This is a genomic window from Paenibacillus sp. WG02, from assembly GCF_055396115.1.
Genome location: NZ_AP036016.1, coordinates 5108785 through 5128886, shown reverse-complemented (window position 1 = coordinate 5128886; position 20102 = coordinate 5108785). Strand labels below are relative to the sequence as shown.

Annotated in this window: 20 protein-coding genes; 13 read left to right on the top strand and 7 right to left on the bottom strand. The window is 44.4% G+C overall.

The window, feature by feature from the left end:
* The first annotated feature begins 11 nt into the window (after window positions 1-11).
* From panC to ACBP55_RS23325, 5 genes are all read left to right on the top strand, one after another.
* Entirely contained in the window at window positions 12-875 is an 864-nt protein-coding gene (panC, locus tag ACBP55_RS23345) for a pantoate--beta-alanine ligase (protein WP_464653389.1), read from the top strand.
* A gap of 5 nt (window positions 876-880) precedes the next feature.
* Window positions 881-1264, top strand: coding sequence for an aspartate 1-decarboxylase (gene panD / locus ACBP55_RS23340; protein WP_464645306.1), 384 nt, complete (start codon window positions 881-883; stop codon window positions 1262-1264).
* Between the two features lie 79 nt (window positions 1265-1343).
* Window positions 1344-1937, top strand: a complete 594-nt coding sequence (locus ACBP55_RS23335; protein WP_029193052.1) for a tetratricopeptide repeat protein — start codon at window positions 1344-1346, stop codon at window positions 1935-1937.
* 90 nt (window positions 1938-2027) lie between these two features.
* Window positions 2028-4883, top strand: a complete 2856-nt coding sequence (gene dinG / locus ACBP55_RS23330; protein WP_464645304.1) for an ATP-dependent DNA helicase DinG — start codon at window positions 2028-2030, stop codon at window positions 4881-4883.
* Between the two features lie 2 nt (window positions 4884-4885).
* Window positions 4886-5506, top strand: a complete 621-nt coding sequence (locus ACBP55_RS23325) for a redox-sensing transcriptional repressor Rex (protein WP_029193054.1) — start codon at window positions 4886-4888, stop codon at window positions 5504-5506.
* 41 nt (window positions 5507-5547) lie between these two features.
* On the opposite strand, the gene ACBP55_RS23320 is transcribed toward ACBP55_RS23325, so the two are convergent.
* Together ACBP55_RS23320 and ACBP55_RS23315 are read right to left on the bottom strand one after the other, a co-directional pair.
* On the bottom strand, window positions 5548-6549 hold the full coding sequence (locus ACBP55_RS23320) for an anion permease (RefSeq protein ID WP_464645302.1): 1002 nt from the start codon (window positions 6547-6549) through the stop codon (window positions 5548-5550).
* A gap of 65 nt (window positions 6550-6614) precedes the next feature.
* Window positions 6615-7241, bottom strand: a complete 627-nt coding sequence (locus tag ACBP55_RS23315; RefSeq protein ID WP_029193056.1) for a DUF47 domain-containing protein — start codon at window positions 7239-7241, stop codon at window positions 6615-6617.
* A 246-nt stretch (window positions 7242-7487) separates the two neighbouring features.
* Between ACBP55_RS23315 and ACBP55_RS23310 the strand changes: the two genes are divergently transcribed.
* From ACBP55_RS23310 to ACBP55_RS23275, 8 genes are all read left to right on the top strand, one after another.
* Window positions 7488-8783, top strand: a complete 1296-nt coding sequence (locus ACBP55_RS23310; protein WP_464645300.1) for an amidohydrolase — start codon at window positions 7488-7490, stop codon at window positions 8781-8783.
* Window positions 8784-8826: 43 nt separating this feature from the next.
* On the top strand, window positions 8827-9321 hold the full coding sequence (locus ACBP55_RS23305; protein ID WP_464645298.1) for a cell wall elongation regulator TseB-like domain-containing protein: 495 nt from the start codon (window positions 8827-8829) through the stop codon (window positions 9319-9321).
* Window positions 9322-9435: 114 nt separating this feature from the next.
* Window positions 9436-9966 carry a hypothetical protein gene (locus ACBP55_RS23300; RefSeq protein WP_029193059.1) on the top strand — a complete coding sequence of 177 codons (531 nt, stop codon included), beginning with the start codon at window positions 9436-9438 and terminating at the stop codon, window positions 9964-9966.
* Window positions 9959-11464 (top strand): AAA family ATPase, encoded by a 1506-nt coding sequence (locus ACBP55_RS23295; RefSeq protein ID WP_464645296.1) that lies wholly within the window; start codon window positions 9959-9961, stop codon window positions 11462-11464. The genes ACBP55_RS23300 and ACBP55_RS23295 overlap by 8 nt, the downstream gene beginning before the upstream one ends.
* 701 nt (window positions 11465-12165) lie before the next feature.
* The gene (locus tag ACBP55_RS23290; protein ID WP_464645294.1) at window positions 12166-13038 is read left to right on the top strand and encodes a 3-hydroxyacyl-CoA dehydrogenase family protein; all 873 of its coding nucleotides are present in this window, start codon (window positions 12166-12168) and stop codon (window positions 13036-13038) included.
* Window positions 13035-14243, top strand: a complete 1209-nt coding sequence (locus ACBP55_RS23285) for an acetate/propionate family kinase (RefSeq protein ID WP_464645292.1) — start codon at window positions 13035-13037, stop codon at window positions 14241-14243. The genes ACBP55_RS23290 and ACBP55_RS23285 overlap by 4 nt, the downstream gene beginning before the upstream one ends.
* Before the next feature lie 107 nt (window positions 14244-14350).
* On the top strand, window positions 14351-15640 hold the full coding sequence (gene asnS / locus ACBP55_RS23280) for an asparagine--tRNA ligase (protein WP_029193063.1): 1290 nt from the start codon (window positions 14351-14353) through the stop codon (window positions 15638-15640).
* 35 nt (window positions 15641-15675) lie between these two features.
* The gene (locus tag ACBP55_RS23275; protein WP_464645290.1) at window positions 15676-16356 is read left to right on the top strand and encodes a DnaD domain-containing protein; all 681 of its coding nucleotides are present in this window, start codon (window positions 15676-15678) and stop codon (window positions 16354-16356) included.
* 56 nt (window positions 16357-16412) lie between these two features.
* On the opposite strand, the gene ACBP55_RS23270 is transcribed toward ACBP55_RS23275, so the two are convergent.
* The 5 genes from ACBP55_RS23270 to ACBP55_RS23250 form a co-directional block, all read right to left on the bottom strand.
* On the bottom strand, window positions 16413-16922 hold the full coding sequence (locus tag ACBP55_RS23270) for a hypothetical protein (protein WP_464645288.1): 510 nt from the start codon (window positions 16920-16922) through the stop codon (window positions 16413-16415).
* Window positions 16919-17323, bottom strand: a complete 405-nt coding sequence (locus ACBP55_RS23265; protein WP_464645286.1) for a hypothetical protein — start codon at window positions 17321-17323, stop codon at window positions 16919-16921. Before ACBP55_RS23265 ends, ACBP55_RS23270 begins: the two co-directional genes overlap by 4 nt.
* A 213-nt stretch (window positions 17324-17536) precedes the next feature.
* Complete coding sequence (gene mtnB, locus ACBP55_RS23260; RefSeq protein ID WP_464645284.1) at window positions 17537-18178, bottom strand: methylthioribulose 1-phosphate dehydratase; 642 nt, start codon at window positions 18176-18178, stop codon at window positions 17537-17539.
* Entirely contained in the window at window positions 18175-18837 is a 663-nt protein-coding gene (locus ACBP55_RS23255) for a 2-hydroxy-3-keto-5-methylthiopentenyl-1-phosphate phosphatase (RefSeq protein ID WP_173184640.1), read from the bottom strand. The genes mtnB and ACBP55_RS23255 overlap by 4 nt, the downstream gene beginning before the upstream one ends.
* Complete coding sequence (locus tag ACBP55_RS23250; protein ID WP_464645282.1) at window positions 18834-20102, bottom strand: 2,3-diketo-5-methylthiopentyl-1-phosphate enolase; 1269 nt, start codon at window positions 20100-20102, stop codon at window positions 18834-18836. The genes ACBP55_RS23255 and ACBP55_RS23250 overlap by 4 nt, the downstream gene beginning before the upstream one ends.

The window sequence follows — 20102 nt, the reverse complement described above, 5'->3', positions numbered from 1 at the left end:
CGATCCAGACCATGGAAGTGATTCATTCAATTGCTGATTTGCGTTCTCGCATTAAGGACTTCCGACGCAAGAACGACCAATCGGTTGGATTTGTGCCCACAATGGGCTATTTACACGAAGGCCATGCTAGTCTGCTCCGCAAAGCACGGGCTCAAAGTGGACTTGTCGTGCTAAGTATATTTGTTAATCCGCTCCAGTTCGGTCCAGGTGAGGATTTCGAGCGGTACCCGCGCAATACGGAGCGGGACTTGCAATTAGCCGAAGCGGCGGGTGTTGATTTGGTGTTTATGCCATCTGTGAGCGAAATGTATCCTGCACCAACGCGTACTACCGTCAGTGTAACTGGTCTTACCTCCAGACTTTGCGGAGCATCGCGGCCTGGACACTTTGATGGGGTCGCAACTGTCGTGAGCAAGCTGTTTCATATTGTCCAGCCGGATCAAGCCTTTTTTGGCCTTAAGGATGCCCAGCAGGTTGCTGTTATCGAACAAATGGTGCAAGATCTCAATCTCGACATTGAGATTGTTCCTTGTCCTATATTGCGTGAAGCAGACGGGCTGGCAATGAGTTCGCGTAACGTGTATCTGTCTGAGGAAGAACGTAAGCAAGCTATCGTTTTGTCTCAATCCTTACAGAAAGCAAAGGCATATGTGGAATCACATGCAACTTTTACACCGCAGGAGCTTGAAAGCTTGGTCAGCCAACATCTTGCAACTGCGTCTTTAGCCATCATTGACTATGTAGAGGTACTTGCTTATCCTACTTTAGAACCTTTTGAAAATAGCCATCATACCGATTCTATTATTATTGCTTTGGCCGTGAAATTCGGCAAGACGCGTTTGATCGATAATTTAATTTTACAAGTCAGGAAGTGACCTCCATGTTTCGAACCATGATGAAAGCTAAAATCCACCGTGCAACCGTTACGGAAGCGAATTTGAACTATATCGGAAGCATTACGATTGATGAAGATTTGATCGATCTGGTTGGTATGCTGCCGAATGAGAAAGTGCAAATTGTGAACAACAACAATGGCGCTCGTCTCGAAACTTATATTATTCCGGGGCCGCGCGGCACAGGTGTGATTTGTTTGAATGGGGCGGCTGCCCGATTAGTTCAGACCGGTGATACGGTAATTATTATTTCCTATGCGATGATGACGGAGGAAGAGGCCAAGAAGCATCAACCAACGGTTGCCATTATGGGTGAAAATAATAAAGTTGCGCAGCTTTTGAAGGAAGAAGAGCATTCCACGATCCTTTAAGAGGATGAATTCCATGCATGAAATCGGCTCTGTTTACAAAGAATGAGGATAAGCTTTCGAAGCAAAGGTGGGATGCAAAATGTTTAAGCATTTATTTTCCACAATGAACGAGGTTTTGGAAGAAATCCAAAAAGAATATCCGAATAGTGATGTGGAAAAAAAGGCGGAGCTCGACGAACAATTACAGGTGTTGAAGACGATGAGCGATGAGTTCATCGAGGCGTGGCTGCTTTTTGAGGAGAAGTTGGGAAAGTTTTATGGGGCCGTACCGATGAGTACCCAAACCCTTCATGATGAGCTAATGGATTTAGATGTGTCTGGGAAACAGACGGATGAATTCATGCGGGGCCAGGGATTTTACAAACTTTATATGTACGATCAAGCGATCAAAGAATTCGAAGTGCTGATTCAAAGGCAGCCGGATTTCTTGCTGGCTCGGGTGTATTTAGCGATGGGGCATTTGCGCAAAGGGGAGTTTGGAGAAGCTTATCAACACTTCAAGTTCCTTCTGCCCTTGACCGACAATACCAAGATGAAGGCTATTTCCTACAACGCAATGGGCTGCATACAAGTGCAAAATCAGAATATGGAAAAAGCTTTTGAATATTTTCAAAAAGCGTATCACACCGATCCTTCTTGCATGGAGCCGCTGATCAATTTGGACGAATCCTAATACGGAAGCGGCTAACTGGGTATTCCCTTTTCCTAATAAGATTTGGTATGCTAGGAGAAGTGCAGGACGAAAGGATTGAAGGTACACGTCATGAAATTTGCGGTTTTGGATTTTGAAACGACAGGAAGTCAGCCTGCGGACGAAATTATTCAGGTTGGACTCGTCATTATAGATCAATTTCAAATTACTCACAGGTATACTTCTCTGGTAAAACCAGGGATAAGTATACCTTCTTCGATTACAACACTTACAGGGATTACGGAAGAAATGGTTGCGGATGCACCCTCACTAGACCAAGTCATGGCAGATATGTTTCCGCTGTTGTTCGATAGTGTACTTGTGGCGCACCATGCGGCTTTTGATCTTTCTTTTTTGCAAAAAGGATTAACGAAAACAGGATACCCGCCCTTCACAGGACGTGTGTTGGATACGATGGATTTACTTCGCATCTTATTTCCCTCTATTTCGAGTCTTCAGCTCAGCATGGTGGCCGGTTTGTTTGGTATTGATCATGAAAGGCCGCACCAAGCGGATAGTGATGCGGAAGTAACGGCGGCTATATGGATTATATGTTTGGAACGCTTGCTTGGGTTGCCACTTCTAACTATTCAGCGCCTGCAGCACATTTTCGAAAACGGGAACAGCGATTTAGGCTGGTTCCTCGATGAAATATGCATCTACAAAGAGTCTATCACTAGTGTGGATATGGATACGAATCGATATTTCCGGCAATTTACGCTGAATGTCACGGATTGGGGCGAAGAGGAAGATACGCGCAAAGACTCCGATGCGGATGATTTAGGTTCTTCTTTTACAGAGTTCCATCAAGGTTTGAAAACGGCCTTACGGGAAAAATTCGAAATCTTTGAAGACCGTGAATCCCAAGAGCAAATGATCCGGGAAGTCGAGAAGTCACTCGAGCAAGATCAGCATTTGATGATCGAAGCGGGAACGGGAACCGGGAAGTCGCTTGGGTATTTGATTCCATCCATTTATTATGGCATCAAGTATGAGAAGAAAGTGATTGTCTCTACACACACGATTAACTTACAAGAACAGCTTCGTGAGCGGGATATTCCACTCTTGAAGGAAATTTTCCCTATTCCTTTCAAAGCTGCTGTGCTCAAGGGCAGAAGTCATTACTTATGCTTGCGTAAATTCGAGACAAAGTTAACGACACGTGATTACGAGAATGGGAAGGAAGATCCGATCACGGCCGCACAGATGGTTGTATGGCTAAGTGAGACGGAACATGGAGATGAAGAGGAGCTTCATTTTGGAAATAAGGGTGCGCAGTTCTGGTATTCGGTTGCAAGTGACACCGATTCTTGTTTGAATCGCATGTGTCCCTGGTATAAGAAATGCTTCTATCACCGCGCTCGGAATGATGCAAATACGGCCGATGTGATCATCACGAACCATTCCCTCCTTTTCACGGATATGAAGGCTGAGAACCGCCTTCTACCGTCTTACAAGCACCTTGTCATCGATGAGGCACATCACTTCGAAGAAGTGGCTAGTAAGCATCTTGGCATTGAGCTGCATTCTTCTGCATTTTATCATTCGTTGTTATGGTTATATAAAGATAATCGCAGCGGCCAACTGCCGATGCTGCGGTTTCGGTTGCAGAAATCGGATGAGCAGCCGGAACGCGCGGCCGCTTGGAGTCAGACCATTGACGGGCTCTTTCCCAAAATTGTGAAAATCAAAGAGGATTGGGATCGGCTCAGCGAAGCGCTCTATGAGTTGTTATCTTCAAGAAGCGATCCTTCGCAATCGGAAAACTCACAGTATGTACTGCGGATGAAGTCCGAAACGCTTCCACCCGAGTGGCGAGAGCTTTTGATTATGGAAGACAATATTTATTTGAATGCCAATGATTTACTCCGCACGCTGGATAAATTGTTAAATGAAGTGAAGGACATGCAGGAAGTCTTCGGGGTCCAAGGTTTAGTCACCGATTTGAATGGCACGGTAAAGGAACTGTATAATCACCGAGATGCTCTGCACTTTTTTATGAAAATGGCCGATGAGGGTTATGTGTATTGGATGGAAGCGGGTACCTACGCCAAATCGAAGTCTCTGCAGCTTGTATCCGTGCCTACCGATGTAAGCGGTCTGCTGCAGCAGCATTTCTTTGAGACCAAAGACAGTATTATCCTGACCTCCGCGACATTGTCTGTTAATAAATCTTTTCAATATTCAGCAGATCAATTAGGGTTAGCCATTCCTGAGGATGAAGAATCGGGCAAATTGAAAACCGTTCAATTGCCATCTCCATTCAATTACAGAGAGCAAGCACTCGTCGTAATTCCTCGCGACTTCCCAATGATCAAAGGTGCAGGTGATCCTGTTTTTATCAACGCGCTAATTGATTCGCTTAGTGATGTGGCCCGTATTACAAAAGGACGAATGTTGATTTTGTGCACGTCGAATCGCATGCTTAAGCAAATTTATGCGGGGATGAAGGACCATTTGAAGCCTCATGGGATTACCGTGCTCGGGCAGGGGGTAGACAGCGGCAATCGGAGTAAACTGACCCGGATGTTCCAAGATAATAAAATGTGCGTCCTGTTGGGCACCAGCTCGTTCTGGGAGGGTGTCGACATTCCTGGAGATGCACTCAGCTGTCTTGCTATTATCCGTTTGCCGTTTCAACCTCCGAATCACCCTCTAGTTGAAGCTAAGTGTGAAAATATAAAGAAACGCAACGAAAATCCATTTATGAAATTTTCAGTTCCGCAGGCTGTCATTCGATTTAAGCAGGGCTTTGGCCGGCTTGTCAGACGTGCATCCGATAAAGGCATCGTTATCATCTATGATACTCGAGTGATTGATACGTATTATGGCAAGCACTTCCTTTATTCATTGCCTGGTCCGAAGATTGAGCATATGACGACTGAGCAAATGTTACCTAGGATTGAAGAGTGGATGGGGGAGGCGTAAAGTTGAAAACACAAAAAATATCGGAAGCAGTCGTCAGGAGGCTGCCCATTTATTTACGCTTTCTGAATGAACTTGCAATGAAAAATGTATCGACGGTATCCTCGCAGGATTTGGGTCAAAAGCTCGATCTGAATCCGGCTCAGATTCGTAAGGATTTGGCTTATTTTGGAGAATTCGGGAAAAAGGGAATCGGCTATGACATTGCTTACTTGATTGAAAAAATTAGACAGATCCTGAAGTTGGATCGCCATATTCAAGTAGCTCTTGTTGGAGCGGGTAATCTAGGCCGCGCTTTGTGCAATTATAATACTTATTTACGCAATGATATGAAGATTGTCGCTGTATTCGATGCAATGCCAAGCAAGGCCGGGGAATCGATCAACAACCTAATCGTTCAACCGATGCATGAGATGAAGAAGGTTTTATCTGAATTAGGCGTCCGCATAGGCATCATAACGGTCCCAGCGAACGAAGCTCAAAATGTAGCCAATCAATTCGTAGATTGCGGGATTGAAGCGATACTGAATTTTGCTCCCGTCATTATTAAGGTTCCTCCCGAAGTGCGAGTGCACCATGCGGATTTTACAACCGAATTGCAAAGCTTAGCTTATTATTTGGATTAGAAAAAGGCACGACCCGATTAGCTTGGGTCGTGCCTTTATTTTTAGAAAATGAGTCTGAACAAAACGAAGTAGATCGAGAATGCGAGAGCGATGCTGATCGGAATCGTAATAACCCAAGTGATCAACATGCGTCCAACCGTGCCCCATTGAACTTCATGGAAGCGCATGACACTGCCTGTCCCGATAATCGCGGAGGAAATAACATGCGTCGTTGACAATGGTTTACCCAAAAAGGTAGAGAATTGAATAACGAGTGATGACGTTAAGTCCGAAGCAAAGCCATTGATGGGCTCGATTTTAACTATTTTACCGGAAACGGTTTTAATAATTCGCCATCCACCGATGGATGTTCCAAGCCCCATGGCTAAAGCGGCAGCAATTTTCACCCAGATCGGTACTTCCAAGTCTGTTTGAACACCAGCTGCTACTAAACCAAATACGATAATACCCATTGCTTTTTGTGCATCGTTACCGCCATGGGAGTAGGAAAGCAATCCCGCGGATAAAATTTGCAAGGTACGGAATAAGCGATTTAGCTTCGATCTTGATGTGTTACCAGACCATAAAATGATGTACTTGATCAAGATCATAATTAAGTAACCCAGGGCGAAAGCAATAATCGGCGATAGAATCAAAATGATAATAATCTGCGTAAAACCACTCCAATTCACTGCATGAACTCCGGCGCCAGCGATAACTGCTCCGGCTAGAGAACCAAGAAGTGTATGCGAAGAAGATGAAGGAATGGCCAGATACCATGTCAATAAGTTCCAAATGATGGCGGCAAGTAAGGCAGCGATGACGATTTCAACGCCGTGTTCAATTTTGGCTGGGTTGGCAATGCTTCCACCAACGGTTTTGGCAACCTTAGAGGAAACCATGGCTCCGACAAAGTTGAGTGTGGCAGCCATGGCGATGGCTACACGCGGACTTAAGGCTCGTGTGGAAATGGATGTTGCAATCGCATTTGCCGTATCGTGAAATCCATTAATGAAGTCAAAAAGTAAGGCGAGCACAACGATGACGATTAAATAAGTTAACATGATTTCCTCCTAAGAGTTTTCCATATGGAAAACTATCTTCGTACCACATAGGACACGAATGTGTCTTATGAATAACGAAGTACAACGCTATCAAGGATATTGGCTACATCTTCACAAGCATCTGTTGTTTCTTCCAAACGCTCATAGATTTCTTTTAGTTTAAAATCTTCATACGGGTCTTTGCGTGTGATGAAAATTTGACGAATCCCTTCGCGCATCAAACGGTCTCCGTCATTCTCGAGGGAATTAATAGCAACCGTATGCTCAGGAATTTGCATGTATTTTTTCTTCGCCAGAAGCTTGAACGCATCCAGCATATGCTGGCAAGAGTCTACAATGACAGCCGAAAACTCTTTCATATAAGAATCTGTATGTGATACAGCAAGATAGTCGAAACGAGCGATTGTAGCTTCTATACCGTCTGTTACATCATCCACTTTGGAGGCTAGAACCATAATATCTTCACGATCAATTGGTGTAATAAATACTTTGTTTAAACCTTTAAAAATTTCGTGAGTAATCGTATCGCCTGCGTGCTCTAAATCGTTAATCGCTTTAACATACTCAATAGGCGGTTTATCCCCCATCATGGCTGTGCGAAATAGTTGAGCAGTTTGCAAGGCGTTTTCTGCAGCACGGATGAGAAGTTGCAAGAAATCGACTTCGTTCTTTTTTGTGAATAACGTTGTCATATAATCCTCCTATATTTTGCTATATGCACTAGATTTTGATCGAATATATAAGATAAACAGACCAAATGGTAGAAAAAACTCACGAAGTTAAAAATATCATAATAATTGTGTTTAAAGCAACGAAAATTCCGTGAAATTTTACAATTTCTTAACATAGTGAAGCTTCCTTGATTTTACAAGCTCGAAGAGGTAAAGTTTATAAGGCAGTGTTTGTTAATAGAATGAGCATAGAGAGGGATTTTTAGTATGAAAAAAACATTAATTATGAACGGTATTTTTATCTCAAATCATGCAGAAAAATCGTCTATCAAGGGCTGTATGGTAATAGAAGGCAGCCAGATTACATACATCGGTGAGGAAATACCTGAACCTCGAGAAAATTATGACGAAGTTATTGACGGCAAGAACAAGCTTTATATGCCTGGTCTGGTGAATACGCATGGACATGCAGCGATGTCGCTTTTACGCGGATATGGTGACGATCTAGCACTTCAAATTTGGTTAGAAGAGAAAATGTGGCCGATGGAAGCCAAATTCAGCTCCCAAGATGTGAAATGGGGGACGCTGTTATCCATTCTAGAAATGATTAAAGGCGGTACGACAACTTTTGTAGATATGTATGACCATATGAACGAAGTGGCTAAGGCCGTTGAAGAGTCAGGTATGCGCGGTGTTCTGACCCGAGGTATTATTGGTCTTTGTCCACCGGAAGTACAAGATGCTAAATTGAAAGAAGCTACGGAGTTTGCAAGAAATTGGCATGGCGGTGCAAATGGAAGAATCACGACAATGATGTCTCCACATGCACCCTATACATGTCCTCCGGACTTTATTGAGCGAATTGTTCAAGTGGCCCATGATTTAAATCTGCCAATCCATACTCACATGTCGGAGACCCTTCGTGAAGTTCAGGGAAATGTGGATCAATACGGTTTGAGACCAGTCGCACATTTAGAAAAGCATGGAGTGTTCAGCAGACCAACGCTCATCGCGCATGGTGTTCATCTCACAGATGAAGAAATCAGTGTCCTTAAGCAATATGATGTTCGTATTTCCCACAACCCAGGAAGCAATCTGAAGCTTGCTAGCGGTGTTGCCCGAGTTCCTGAACTTCTTCGTGCAGGCGTGAAGGTTTCACTTGGCACAGATGGAGCGGCTTCCAATAACAACTTGGATATGTTCGAAGAAATGAGACTCGCCGCGCTGATTCACAAAGGTGTTTCTGGCGATCCTTTAGCTGTGCCTGCTGCAGAAGCGCTTCTTATGGGAACAAAAATGGGTGCAGAATCCATATGGTTAGATAATGTAGGCTTACTGCAGGCTGGCATGAAGGCTGATTTCATCGCACTGGATATCGATCAACCTCATTTCCTTCCGAAGACGGATTTTGTGTCCCATATTGTTTACTCTGCCTGTGCAAAAGATGTTGTTGATGTGTGTGTAGACGGTAATTGGATTGTCCGCAAGGGAGAATGTTTAACACTTGATGAAGAAAAAATTAAACGTGAGTTTGAACTATGCTTTGATAAGCTCATTGGCTAAGTGATTTCCTTGTAAGTTCGTCTGGGGGAGGTGAGCGGCGTTCATGAATGCGAAGCGAACAAGGATCCTAACATTCGGTGTATTTATTATTTTGACACTTGGTGTCGTGCTTAGCCGCTTTTATTTAAATGTTCAGAATGAGCACTGGGACGATAAGCGCAAAGCGGTAGAAATAGCCTACGAGAAAAGCATTATGACGAAAGCAACCAAAGTGGATTTCTTTTATGGTGATGAACCTGTCCAAATCGTTTATGGCGAAGACAAGCTGGGTCAAGGCGTCATCGTTTGGGTTTCAGACAAAGGGATTCATACGGAGATGACAGCTGAAGCGTTCACCGAAACGCAGGTACGGGAAACCGTTCTAAAAAAAGCGCCAGAGATAGAAATAGAACGCGTGCTGCCAGGTAAGCTTGGTAACGATTATGTCTGGGAAGTTTTCTATAAAAAGAAAGAAAACAGCGGTACACGTTATTTCTATGATTATTACAAATTCAAAGATGGACTCTATATGGATACATACAGACTCAGCCTGCATTAGGCTGAGTTTTGTTGTTTCCACTCATTTCATAGAGCTAATGCATTCATCGCGTGATATACTCATCGTATAGCAATTGAGGCAACAAAATACGTATAGAAAGGGGGACGTTGACTGATGAAGCTGCGTCTCTTACCTGTCGTCATGAGTGTTATTATCTCTGCTGGAGTTTTATTCGGTGGTTGGTTCGCTTATACAAGCTTAGCTATGGAAAATCCATTATCTGATATCATTAGCAAGGTTCCCGGTGTAACGAGCTCAACGATGAAACTTGACAATAACCAAGTTGACATACAAGTTAGTCTAAACCCAGACGCCAATTTACGAAATGTGGTGGATCGTATTCATAAAGATGGTGCATCCATTATCGGAAAGCGTACTGTGAATATTGATGTGAAAAGCAACCCGTCCGAAAAACTAGACCAGTGGTGGTCTAAAGCATTATTTGAGGTAGCACAAGCAATGGAAACGAAGCATTATGCAGATATTCCAACAACCTTGCAGAAATATGCTGAGGGTGTTCCAACCATGAAAGTTGATAGTGAAATGGACCAAACTTATGTATATATTCGCCTGACAGATGGTGATGCCACTAAATTCATCATGCTACCTAGAACTTCCCAGATAGGAGTGTGGCCGAATGAGTAAAATTTATAAAGAAATTGGGATTGGATTTATACCGGTTCTCCTAATCTTTTTGGCCTTTCTAGGTGTAAATGTGATACCTATCTTATTTGTTGGCGTATTGGGTGTATCCTTGTTTTATATGATAAAAGGCCGCAGCGGTGCTGGTATATCTGCAGGTGGCGGTGATCGTAAAAGCAAGAATCGCACGCCTTCGTACTTGACGTTTGATGAGATTGGCGGACAAGATCGCGCTAAGAAAGAATTGATGGAAGCTCTTGATTTTCTAATCAAGCATGAAGAAATTAAGAAATTAGGTATTCGTCCGCTCAAAGGGATTCTGCTTACTGGACCTCCTGGAACAGGGAAAACGTTAATGGCCAAAGCAGCCGCTCATTATACGAATTCCGTTTATATGGCCGCTTCAGGCAGTGAATTTGTGGAAATGTATGTGGGTGTCGGTGCAAGTCGTGTGCGTGACCTATTCAAGGAAGCAAGAACCCGTGCTGTTAAAGAAGGCAAAGACAATGCGATTATTTTCATTGATGAGATTGATGTTATCGGCGGTAAACGGGATGGCGGTCAACATCGGGAGTATGATCAGACGTTGAACCAGCTATTGACTGAAATGGATGGTATTCATACGAATGATGCTCCACGTATTTTGATTATTGCAGCAACGAACCGCAAGGAGATTCTCGACAGTGCTTTATTGCGTCCTGGCCGTTTCGACCGTCATATTGAAGTGGACTTACCAGATAAGAAAGGACGTCTGTCCATTCTCGATATTCATGTCAAAAATAAACCGCTGGCTCAAGGCGTTTCTCTGGATACGATCGCTGATCAAACCTTTGGTTTCTCTGGCGCACAGCTAGAAGGCGTTCTGAATGAAGCAGCAATCTATGCCATGAGAGAAGATAAACTGGCTATTGAACAGCACCATCTGGCTTCCGCGATTGATAAAGTGATGATGGGGGAAAGAACGGATAAAGAAACGGCGCAAGAGGAAAAAGAGCGCGTTGCTTATCACGAATTGGGGCATGCTATTATCGCTGAAATTGTGCGCCCTGGCTCTGTTTCACAGGTAACCGTTAGTCCGCGGGGGAAAGCGCTCGGATATGTGCGTCATAATCCTCCGAAAGATCATTATTTGTACACCAAAGATTATATTGAGCAGCAAATCATGATTGCTCTCGGTGGTGCCGCGGCTGAAGAAATCTTCTATGGCGGGCGCAGTACTGGCTCGCGTAACGATTTCGAGCAGTCCCTTTCCATGGTGCGTAATATGATGGATTCAGGACTTACTTCCCTCGGTATCATTGATCGTGAGATGGTGACGAAGGATCAGCTTATGAAAGAGAATACGATTATCCTTGATGCGCTCATGATTCGCACGAAGGAGCTTTTAGAGCAGCAGCGCAGTGTTTTTGAACATTCCTTTGCGATTTTGATGAAAGAAGAAGTTCTTTCTGGTGACACGTTCCGTAATTTATTCGATGCTTCTGTGACGAAGAGTGCATAAGATGACCGTTGGCCTTGTGGCCAGCGGTTTTTTGTGTAGCTTTTTCCTCCACAGTTCCGGTCCATCAATCAGCTTCATTGTTGTAAAGTTGTAGAAACTGCAACAATGAAGTTGATTTCTTCACACTTAGAGGTAGATGTTGTATTTAGTGCAACAATTTATGCCTAAATCTCGCCTATCTCCCTTCATTGTTGCATAATGTACAACAATTTAGCCCAATATAGACCATTTCGCATCAAATGAGCTCAAAATGTTGTACGAAATGCAACTTCAAGTTGCAAAATAGCCTTTTGGTGTGTTAATTGTTGTAAAAAATACAACAGTGGTAACCACGATTGCCTTTCAGCCCTCAGAGCTTTTCGGAAAAGAAGGAGAGGATATGTCAATTATATTATTCCCAGTAACTATCTGTGGATAAGTTGGGTTGCTTTGATAGATGATGCATTACACCTAAGTTACAAGTGTTTAAGATGATAAGTGTTTTATTATTTATTTAATCTTCTCCTCTCCAAACCAGCAGGAATTGTGTCAAAGCTGAGATAATCCAGCGAATGTTTTGTGTATACTAATGAAATTGGGGAACAAAAATTGTATGATAGGATTGGGTTTCCGAGATGAGGTTGGATTGAGAATTTGAACGATAAAGAAGTGAATAATTTAGAAGTTGGTAAGACGCAGCGTGGGAGAAGGAGAAACTTGCCATGGTATTCAAAACAATTGGTGTAATCGGCGGAGGAACGATGGGACAGGGGATTGCAGAAATGCTCGCTGCCCGAAGTTTGGACGTAGTACTCGTTGAGAAAACATCAGATAAGCTCGATCGAGCCATAGAACAGATTATGGTTAGCTTAGACAAGCAAATAGAACGGTGGTCATTGACTGAAGCGGAGAAAAAGCTGATTTTAGCCAAAATCAGAAAAGCCGATTCCCTGCAAGATATGGCCGCTTGCGATATGGTTATAGAAACGATTTCAGAGGATTTGAATGCGAAAAAGCATGTATTTTTCCAACTGAATCAAATATGTTCGCCAGCCATTATTCTAGCAACGAATACATCCACGCTTAGCGTGACGGAGATTGCGGCGGTCACAACGAATCCCGAACGCGTGATTGGACTTCACTTTTTGCACCCTGTGGCGAAAATTAACCTCGTCGAAATTATTCGAGCGATGAAAACGTCAGACGAGACCTTCAATCAAACACGTCGTTTCGTGGACGAGCTCATTTTAAAGAAAAGTATTAAGGTCACCGAGTCTCCAGGCTTCATTACTACGAGGCTTATTTGTACATTGATTAATGAGGCGCTGCACACGCTGTCCGAAGGAGTGGCATCCGCTGAGGATATCGATACCGCGATGCGGATCGGTTATGATTTCAAATATGGTCCACTGGAAATGTGTGACCGATTCGGATTAGATTCGGTGCATGCAGCCCTTGAGGGCATGTTCCGTGATTATGGAGACATGAAGTACCGTCCGTCCTTCCTACTAAAACAAATGGTCCGAGCGGGACATCTGGGAGTTAAGACGGGAGAAGGCTTTTTCCGGTATGACAAGGATGGTGATCGTTTGTGAATATTCTCGTTATCAATGCAGGGAGCTCTTCGCTTAAATACCAGCTCTTCCAAATGGAAGAGGGAAATGTTCTCGCCAAAGGTAAGGTGGAGCGAATCGGGATGGAAACGGCGATATTGACGCATGAACCGACGGGGAAAGCCGAAGTTCATGAGGTAAGAGAGATTCTCGAGCATACAACAGCCATTCGCAAAGTGCTCGAGCTGCTGGCGCACCCCGAACACGGCGTGCTGGCGTCTACGTCGGAAATCGACGCAGTCGGCCACCGAGTCGTTCACGGCGGCGAATCCTTCAAGAGCTCCGTCCTCGTGAATGACGACGTGAAGAAGGAGATCAAGCGGCTCTTCGATTTGGCGCCGCTCCACAACCCGGCGCATATGCTCGGCATCTCAGCGGTGGAGGCGAACATGCCCGGCGTACCGCAGGCCGTCGTCTTCGACACTGCCTTCCATCAGTCGATGCTGGCGCACGCCTACCTCTATCCGGTACCGATGGCTCTGTACCGGAAGCACAAGGTGCGCCGTTATGGGTTCCACGGCACCTCGCACAATTACGTGAGCGAGCGTGCCGCAGCCTTCCTAGGCCGCCCGCTGGAGCAGCTGAAGCTCGTTACCTGTCACATCGGTAACGGAGCTTCTTGCGCCGCCGTTATGGGCGGCAAGTCTGTGGATACGAGCATGGGGATGACCCCGCTCGAAGGACTGATGATGGGCACGCGCAGCGGCGATCTCGATCCGGCCATCGTGCCTTATGCGATGGGCAAGGAGGATTTGACGCTGGGCGAGATCAGCTCCATGCTGAACAAGCACAGCGGGCTGCAGGCGATCTCGGGGATCTCGAGCGATATGCGCGAGATCGTGGAAGCATTGGAGGCGGGCGATAAGAACGCCGCGCTTGCTTTTGAAATGTATGAGTATCGGCTCCGCAAATACATTGGTGCTTACGCCGCGGCGATGAATGGCGTCGATGCGATTGTTTTTACAGCTGGTGTTGGAGAAAATTCCGAGCTGCTTCGTCAAACCGTCTGCGAACGCCTGACATTCCTCGGTGTAGAATTCGATGAAGAAGCGAACCGCAAGGGGAGAGGTCTGGAGCGACGGATTTCAAAGCAAGGCTCCAAAGTGGAAGTGCTTGTGATCCCAACGAATGAGGAGTGGGTGATCGCTCGAGATACATTTGGGCTCATTCAGTCACAAAACATCTGATTGGAATTGTCCAAGATAGATTTTTCTCATGGAAATAGAAATAGTGTACAATAAAGAAGTGTTCAGTTAGATTTTTCACGAAAACTTTAAGGAGGTTCAAAAGCAGAATGAAAAGTACGATAAGTGAAGTTAAACATCATGTCGGCGAGTCGGTTACCATTGGCTGTTGGCTAAACAAGAAACGTTCAAGTGGTAAAATTCAGTTTTTACAACTAAGAGACGGTTCCGGATATATACAAGGTGTCGTGGTCAAAAGTGATGTAGGAGAAGACGTCTGGGAAGCCGCTTCTAAGCTAACGCAGGAAAGCTCACTTTACATAACAGGAAAAGTGAAAGAGGATACGAGGAGTAAAGGCGGCTATGAGCTTGATGTCCTAGGCATTGAAATCATCCAAGTGACAGAAGAATATCCGATAACTCCGAAGGAGCATGGCGTTGATTTCTTGATGGATAACCGACACTTGTGGATTCGGAGTCCACGTCAGCGTGCCGTGCTCGTGATTCGCGCTCAAATCATTCAAGCCGTACAGCAATTTTTCAATGAGCGTGGTTTCCATTTGGTGGATCCACCGATTCTAACCCCTTCCTCATGTGAAGGAACAACGAATTTATTTCACACCAAATACTTTGATGAGGATGCCTTCCTTACTCAAAGCGGACAGCTCTACATGGAAGCAGCCGCGATGGCACTTGGCCGTGTATACTCTTTCGGTCCAACATTCCGAGCAGAGAAGTCCAAAACACGCAGACATCTTATCGAGTTTTGGATGATTGAACCTGAAATGGCATTTGTTGATCATGTCGAGAACCTGGAAGTACAGGAGCAATTCGTTTCTTATATTGTTCAAAACGTGCTCAAAAATTGTGGACCAGAGCTGGAAACCTTAGAAAGAGACACAACGAAGCTGGAGAAAATTCAAGGCAGTTTCCCGCGGATTACGTATGATGAGGCTGTAGATTATCTACAAAAGAACGGTCATGAATTCCAATGGGGCGAGGACTTCGGAGCTCCGCATGAAACAGCGATTGCTGCTCAATATGAAACACCGGTATTCATTACACATTGGCCGACAGAAATTAAAGCGTTCTATATGAAACCTGATCCTAGCCGTCCTGAGGTCGTACTTTGTGCCGATATGATTGCGCCTGAGGGGTACGGAGAAATCATTGGGGGAAGCCAGAGGATTGATGATCCCGAGCTAATGGAGCAGCGCTTCCAGGAGCATGAGCTGTCGAAAGAAGCTTATCAATGGTACCTTGATCTTCGGAAATATGGCACCGTGCCGCATTCCGGCTTCGGGCTTGGACTTGAACGTACGGTTGCTTGGATTTGTGGTCTGGATCACGTGCGCGAAACGATTCCATTTCCTCGTCTCTTATACCGTTTGTACCCGTAACTGGGTTTATCGACCATGGGTAGAAAGGGGATCGGATGAATATACAATCTAGTACACAGCAGCAGATAGAAGCTGTTCTGGTGACCGGCTTTCTGGAAGGGAATGTTGGAGTCCCAAGCCTTCTTCTTAAGAATTACCGCGCCCTTCAGTTGAGCGAAATTGAAGTCATGACACTGATTCATTTGATCTCATTTCTGGAAAAGGAAAAGAACGACTTTCCAACCACGGATGAGATTCAATTACGGATGTCAGCTTCGCCAGATCTGGTCATTGCCAGCCTGCAGAAATTGATTCATGAGCAGTTCATCGCGATCGATGAGGATACAGCAGAAATAACGGGGATACGCAGTGAGCGATACAATCTTACGCCGTTATACCAAAAGTTAGCCAAACGAGTGGCCGAGCAGCAGATGGCAGAGTTAAGTGCGATCCGCGCATCTACTCCGTCTGACGAGAATGCCAAGAATATTTATACAACATTCGAAAAAGAATTTGCACGTCCGTTAACGCCTATGGAGCTGGAAACAATCAGCGGTTGGCTGGATAAGGATATGTACAAAGAAGAGCTCATTATGACCGCTCTCAAAGAAGCCGTATTTGCAGGTAAAGTACACTTCCGTTACATTGACCGGATATTACTGGAATGGAGCCGCAATCGAGTAGCGACTGTGGACCAAGCAAAGGAATATTCGCAACGATTTCGACAATCTAGATAAGTAAAAAAACGTCCTCATCTTCTCACAGTTCTCAACTGGAGAAAATGGGACGTTTTTTATTGGGGCTGCCAGTTTTTGTAATGCTTTTTAGCCAGACTATATAAGATTGTGTTCAGCCCAAAGGTTAAGAGATAGACAGGAAACGAGTAGCTAATCTCCCAACGATAATAATGAAACACTGAAAAAGTGACAGCAAGAGCTTCAAAACCAACAGAGGCAATCGACCAAATCAGAATATGTATAAACTGAAATGGAGCACGAATTGGATACTTGTCATAAAAATATACATAGAAATAGCCAACGAGAGGAAAAGGAATCGTGTAAAGCAGAAAATCAAACAAATCATAGTTTGGGGTGTCCATAGAATCATACACATTAAAAGGGTACGAGGACGACAGGATATTATCAACGGCTCGTCCCAAATAGGAGTTGAAAATCATAATAAGCAGTGCAATGGGAAGTGGAATTCGCTTAGGAAGCATGCAATAAAGCAGGATCAAAGCGATCATAATGATTGTAACAAAGCCTTCGTTTGCGTCAAAAGTAATCGGTGGAATTAAGATCATACAGGCTGTTTGTCCCTACCTTTCAACCATCGAAGTACGTACATGAGTCCCACAGTAGAAACGATAAAAGTTAGCCACACTACAAAAGACCACCAAAATTTCCAGTGGACGATATATACATAACCGGCAAGCTTCATAATAATATGCATGCTAGCTAATATAAGGGTATAAACAATCGTGAGTATCAAGCGCTGCCACTTACGGCTCATTTTTAAATAAAAATGCAGAAACCAAATCATGGACATAGGAAATAATAGTAAATAATAAAACATGGTATCCCAAAATATTTGGTAAGTGCGATATGGTACAATCAGCTGTAAATTCGTTACGACAATTTCAGAAAAATCTTCCCCGAACAGTGAGACCCAGAACCAATAGTTTAAAACTTCGAAAAGACTCATGTTTTTTTTAACATATACATATGCGATGAATAAAAGTAGAAATAAACTGGTATTAATGATTGAGAACATAGGCGTAGTTATATTCCTTTGTAAACGGATTTGACAAGTAAAAGTAGTTTGACCCAACACGACTTATTCTATGAGACAAAAAAAGTCAGAACTTCGCCAATTGGGCAAGGATCTGACTTCTGATTTTTTATTCAACTAAAGCGATTAGTTTCCTTTATGCAGCAAGTGCGAACGGTAAACATATTCGAAAAGAAACTCGAATGCTTCGAGATGACGCTTAGCTTCAAAAGCATTCGCTCCCCAGGCATAAATACCATGCTTGCGCAGCACGATCCCAGGAATTCGCGGGACAATCGCACCTTCCACCAGCTCGGCGATGCGAGGGATTTCTGCATAATTGGGTAAAATGGGAATTTCGATTTGAGCTTCTTCATCCCAGATATTGAAAGCCTTAATAAGTTCAACACCGTCTACGGGTATGCTTTTACGTTCCCAATACAGTTCAGAGATCAAATTATTGAATATCGTATGTACATGAAAAATGGCGCCTGCACCTGTTAAACGGTAGATTTCACTATGAATCAAGGTTTCTGCCGATGGCTTCAAGCTTGTAGCTTCCGTCGGTTGTCCTTTCTCATTTACAAGTAGAAAATCCTCAGGTGTTTGCACAGATTTATCTCTGCCGCTTGATGTAATAGCGAAAGTGAATGCGTCAGGCTCGAAGCCTCCTACACGAACAGACAGATTGCCGCTCGTCGCAGGAAACCATCCTCTGGCCGCTAAATTAGCTTTAATTTCACGCAAATCAGCGAAAGCACGCTGTTTTTCTTCTAGTAAAATACTCATGTTACAGGTTCAGCCTCCAATTGCTTCATAATATCGAAGAATGTCTCAAATGGGTGATACGGATAATTAAGCTGTTTGCACATATCAATGAGATGAGAGCGAGCGAAAATCGTATCGACAAGCTTAGCGCCCTCGAAATCCGTAATACTATCACCGATGATAATTCGCTCATATCGATTAGCGTCATAAGAGCGAATAATGCTTGTTTTGCACATCCCGCAGTCTGTTGCACAATGCTCGTCACATCGGTTTGGCCACAAAATCTCAATGGTGCTTCCTTCGAATGTGCTGGCATTGCAGTAGATATGCTCACTTGGGATTGCAAAGGGCTTTAGCAGTGGATAGATAAAAAAATCGATACCGCCGCTCGTAATCAAAAGCTTGATATTCTGTTCTTTGCAATAATCTACGAATTCTTTGAATCCATCACGAATCACGGCGTTATTGATCGCATATTCGACAATCTCATCCTTACGGGAAGTAGGGAGGAGGGCGAACATGTCACCAACACCTTGACGTATGGATATACTTTTGTCCAAAATTCGTTCCACGATGGCTTCCCAACCAGCTGGGTTGAAATGCTTCATGATGGCAACGATGTTATCGTTTACGGTAATGGTGCCGTCAAAGTCGCAAAAAATAATGCGTTCCTTACTCATTCTCGAATCCCCCAAGTGTCAATAGCAGATTGTAACTCTGGATGTGTTCGGGCATAGTCTTGAAGGGTCTTTCCTTGGATGGTAGCGTCAATCGCTTGACGGAAGGCTTGCCCGCCCGCGATCGTACCCAGTGGATGTCCATGGATGCCTCCACCCGCATTGACGATGACATCCTTGCCAAAATCACGCAGAATAAGCGGGACAAGACCAGGGTGAATGCCTGCGGAAGGGACAGGAAAGCTTGAAGCTAGTTTCAATTGTACATCGACTGGAGCGTTATTGGTGTAATCTTTTCGTAAATCATCTGTTAGAAGCGCATGCTTAATCGCCATGTTCTCTTCCCTAGGCATAACGACAGAGCCATAAGGAGAAGGGAACAGCACCAGATCTGCTCCAGCCAAACGCATAAGCTTGCCAAGCAGCACCGAAGCGGATATACCATAGTGGGGTGACGGATAAGTAGCACCTGCCATGGCTGGATGAGCCATGATCGGAATCGTTATCTCCGGGTCGGAGCTTAACTCATGCAGCGTATCGAAACCATAAGCTAATACATTAAATAGTAAAGCGTTAGCTCCAGCACTGATAGCTTTCTTGGCTTGGGCTGCAAGCTTGGATGTAGGTCCAGTTAAATTGACAGCATAGAGCAGCTTTTGACCGGTTTCTTTGGTGGCTTGTACGGCTGCTTCCAGGCAAATTTCTATCCGTTTCTCCAATGGCGTTAATGGATTTTCAAATAGAATTTCATCGTCTTTAATGAGATCCACACCGCCGGCTGCTTGCAAATAAAATTGTTCGCGCAAAGCTGGAAGCTCATACCCGACAACCGATTTAAAGATACTCATTAATAAAGGGCGATCATGCACACCAAGAAGTTCTCGCACACCTTGCATCCCGAATTTGGGACCGGCGAAGGCAGATAAGAAGTCAGATGAGAAGGATAAGTCAATAAGCTTTATTTTACCGTCCATCGATAGCTTTCCGAATACAGTGACCAACAAGGCAGGGATGTCCCGACTGAAGTTCACATCAGGATAGGCGATTGTGATATCAGCATAGCGGTTTGAAATAGCTTCTCCCTGAGCGGGCTCATGGACTTCAACCGAAATGACTTTGCCTAAATGCTTCTCCATTTGCGCTTTTTGAGCTTCGGGCAGTTCGGTCCAGCTGCCAACCGTAAGGCCGACAGCGATGCTTGTTGCTTTTTTATGAAAATCGGCTTTCTCATCGAAACTCCGATAGGTGGCTAGACAATATGCGTTCAT

Excerpts from the sequence above, each read along its gene's own strand:
- ACBP55_RS23265 (WP_464645286.1), bottom strand. The coding sequence starts at position 17,323 with ATGAGTCTTTTCGAAGTTTTAAACTATTGGTTCTGGGTCTCACTGTTC.
- asnS (WP_029193063.1), top strand. The coding sequence starts at position 14,351 with ATGAAAAGTACGATAAGTGAAGTTAAACATCATGTCGGCGAGTCGGTT.
- ACBP55_RS23250 (WP_464645282.1), bottom strand. The coding sequence starts at position 20,102 with ATGAACGCATATTGTCTAGCCACCTATCGGAGTTTCGATGAGAAAGCC.
- ACBP55_RS23320 (WP_464645302.1), bottom strand. The coding sequence starts at position 6,549 with ATGTTAACTTATTTAATCGTCATCGTTGTGCTCGCCTTACTTTTTGAC.
- ACBP55_RS23310 (WP_464645300.1), top strand. The coding sequence starts at position 7,488 with ATGAAAAAAACATTAATTATGAACGGTATTTTTATCTCAAATCATGCA.
- ACBP55_RS23300 (WP_029193059.1), top strand. The coding sequence starts at position 9,436 with ATGAAGCTGCGTCTCTTACCTGTCGTCATGAGTGTTATTATCTCTGCT.
- ACBP55_RS23275 (WP_464645290.1), top strand. The coding sequence starts at position 15,676 with ATGAATATACAATCTAGTACACAGCAGCAGATAGAAGCTGTTCTGGTG.
- ACBP55_RS23295 (WP_464645296.1), top strand. The coding sequence starts at position 9,959 with ATGAGTAAAATTTATAAAGAAATTGGGATTGGATTTATACCGGTTCTC.
- mtnB (WP_464645284.1), bottom strand. The coding sequence starts at position 18,178 with ATGAGTATTTTACTAGAAGAAAAACAGCGTGCTTTCGCTGATTTGCGT.
- panC (WP_464653389.1), top strand. The coding sequence starts at position 12 with ATGGAAGTGATTCATTCAATTGCTGATTTGCGTTCTCGCATTAAGGAC.
- ACBP55_RS23335 (WP_029193052.1), top strand. The coding sequence starts at position 1,344 with ATGTTTAAGCATTTATTTTCCACAATGAACGAGGTTTTGGAAGAAATC.
- ACBP55_RS23305 (WP_464645298.1), top strand. The coding sequence starts at position 8,827 with ATGAATGCGAAGCGAACAAGGATCCTAACATTCGGTGTATTTATTATT.
- ACBP55_RS23290 (WP_464645294.1), top strand. The coding sequence starts at position 12,166 with ATGGTATTCAAAACAATTGGTGTAATCGGCGGAGGAACGATGGGACAG.
- dinG (WP_464645304.1), top strand. The coding sequence starts at position 2,028 with ATGAAATTTGCGGTTTTGGATTTTGAAACGACAGGAAGTCAGCCTGCG.
- ACBP55_RS23270 (WP_464645288.1), bottom strand. The coding sequence starts at position 16,922 with ATGATCTTAATTCCACCGATTACTTTTGACGCAAACGAAGGCTTTGTT.
- ACBP55_RS23255 (WP_173184640.1), bottom strand. The coding sequence starts at position 18,837 with ATGAGTAAGGAACGCATTATTTTTTGCGACTTTGACGGCACCATTACC.
- ACBP55_RS23315 (WP_029193056.1), bottom strand. The coding sequence starts at position 7,241 with ATGACAACGTTATTCACAAAAAAGAACGAAGTCGATTTCTTGCAACTT.
- panD (WP_464645306.1), top strand. The coding sequence starts at position 881 with ATGTTTCGAACCATGATGAAAGCTAAAATCCACCGTGCAACCGTTACG.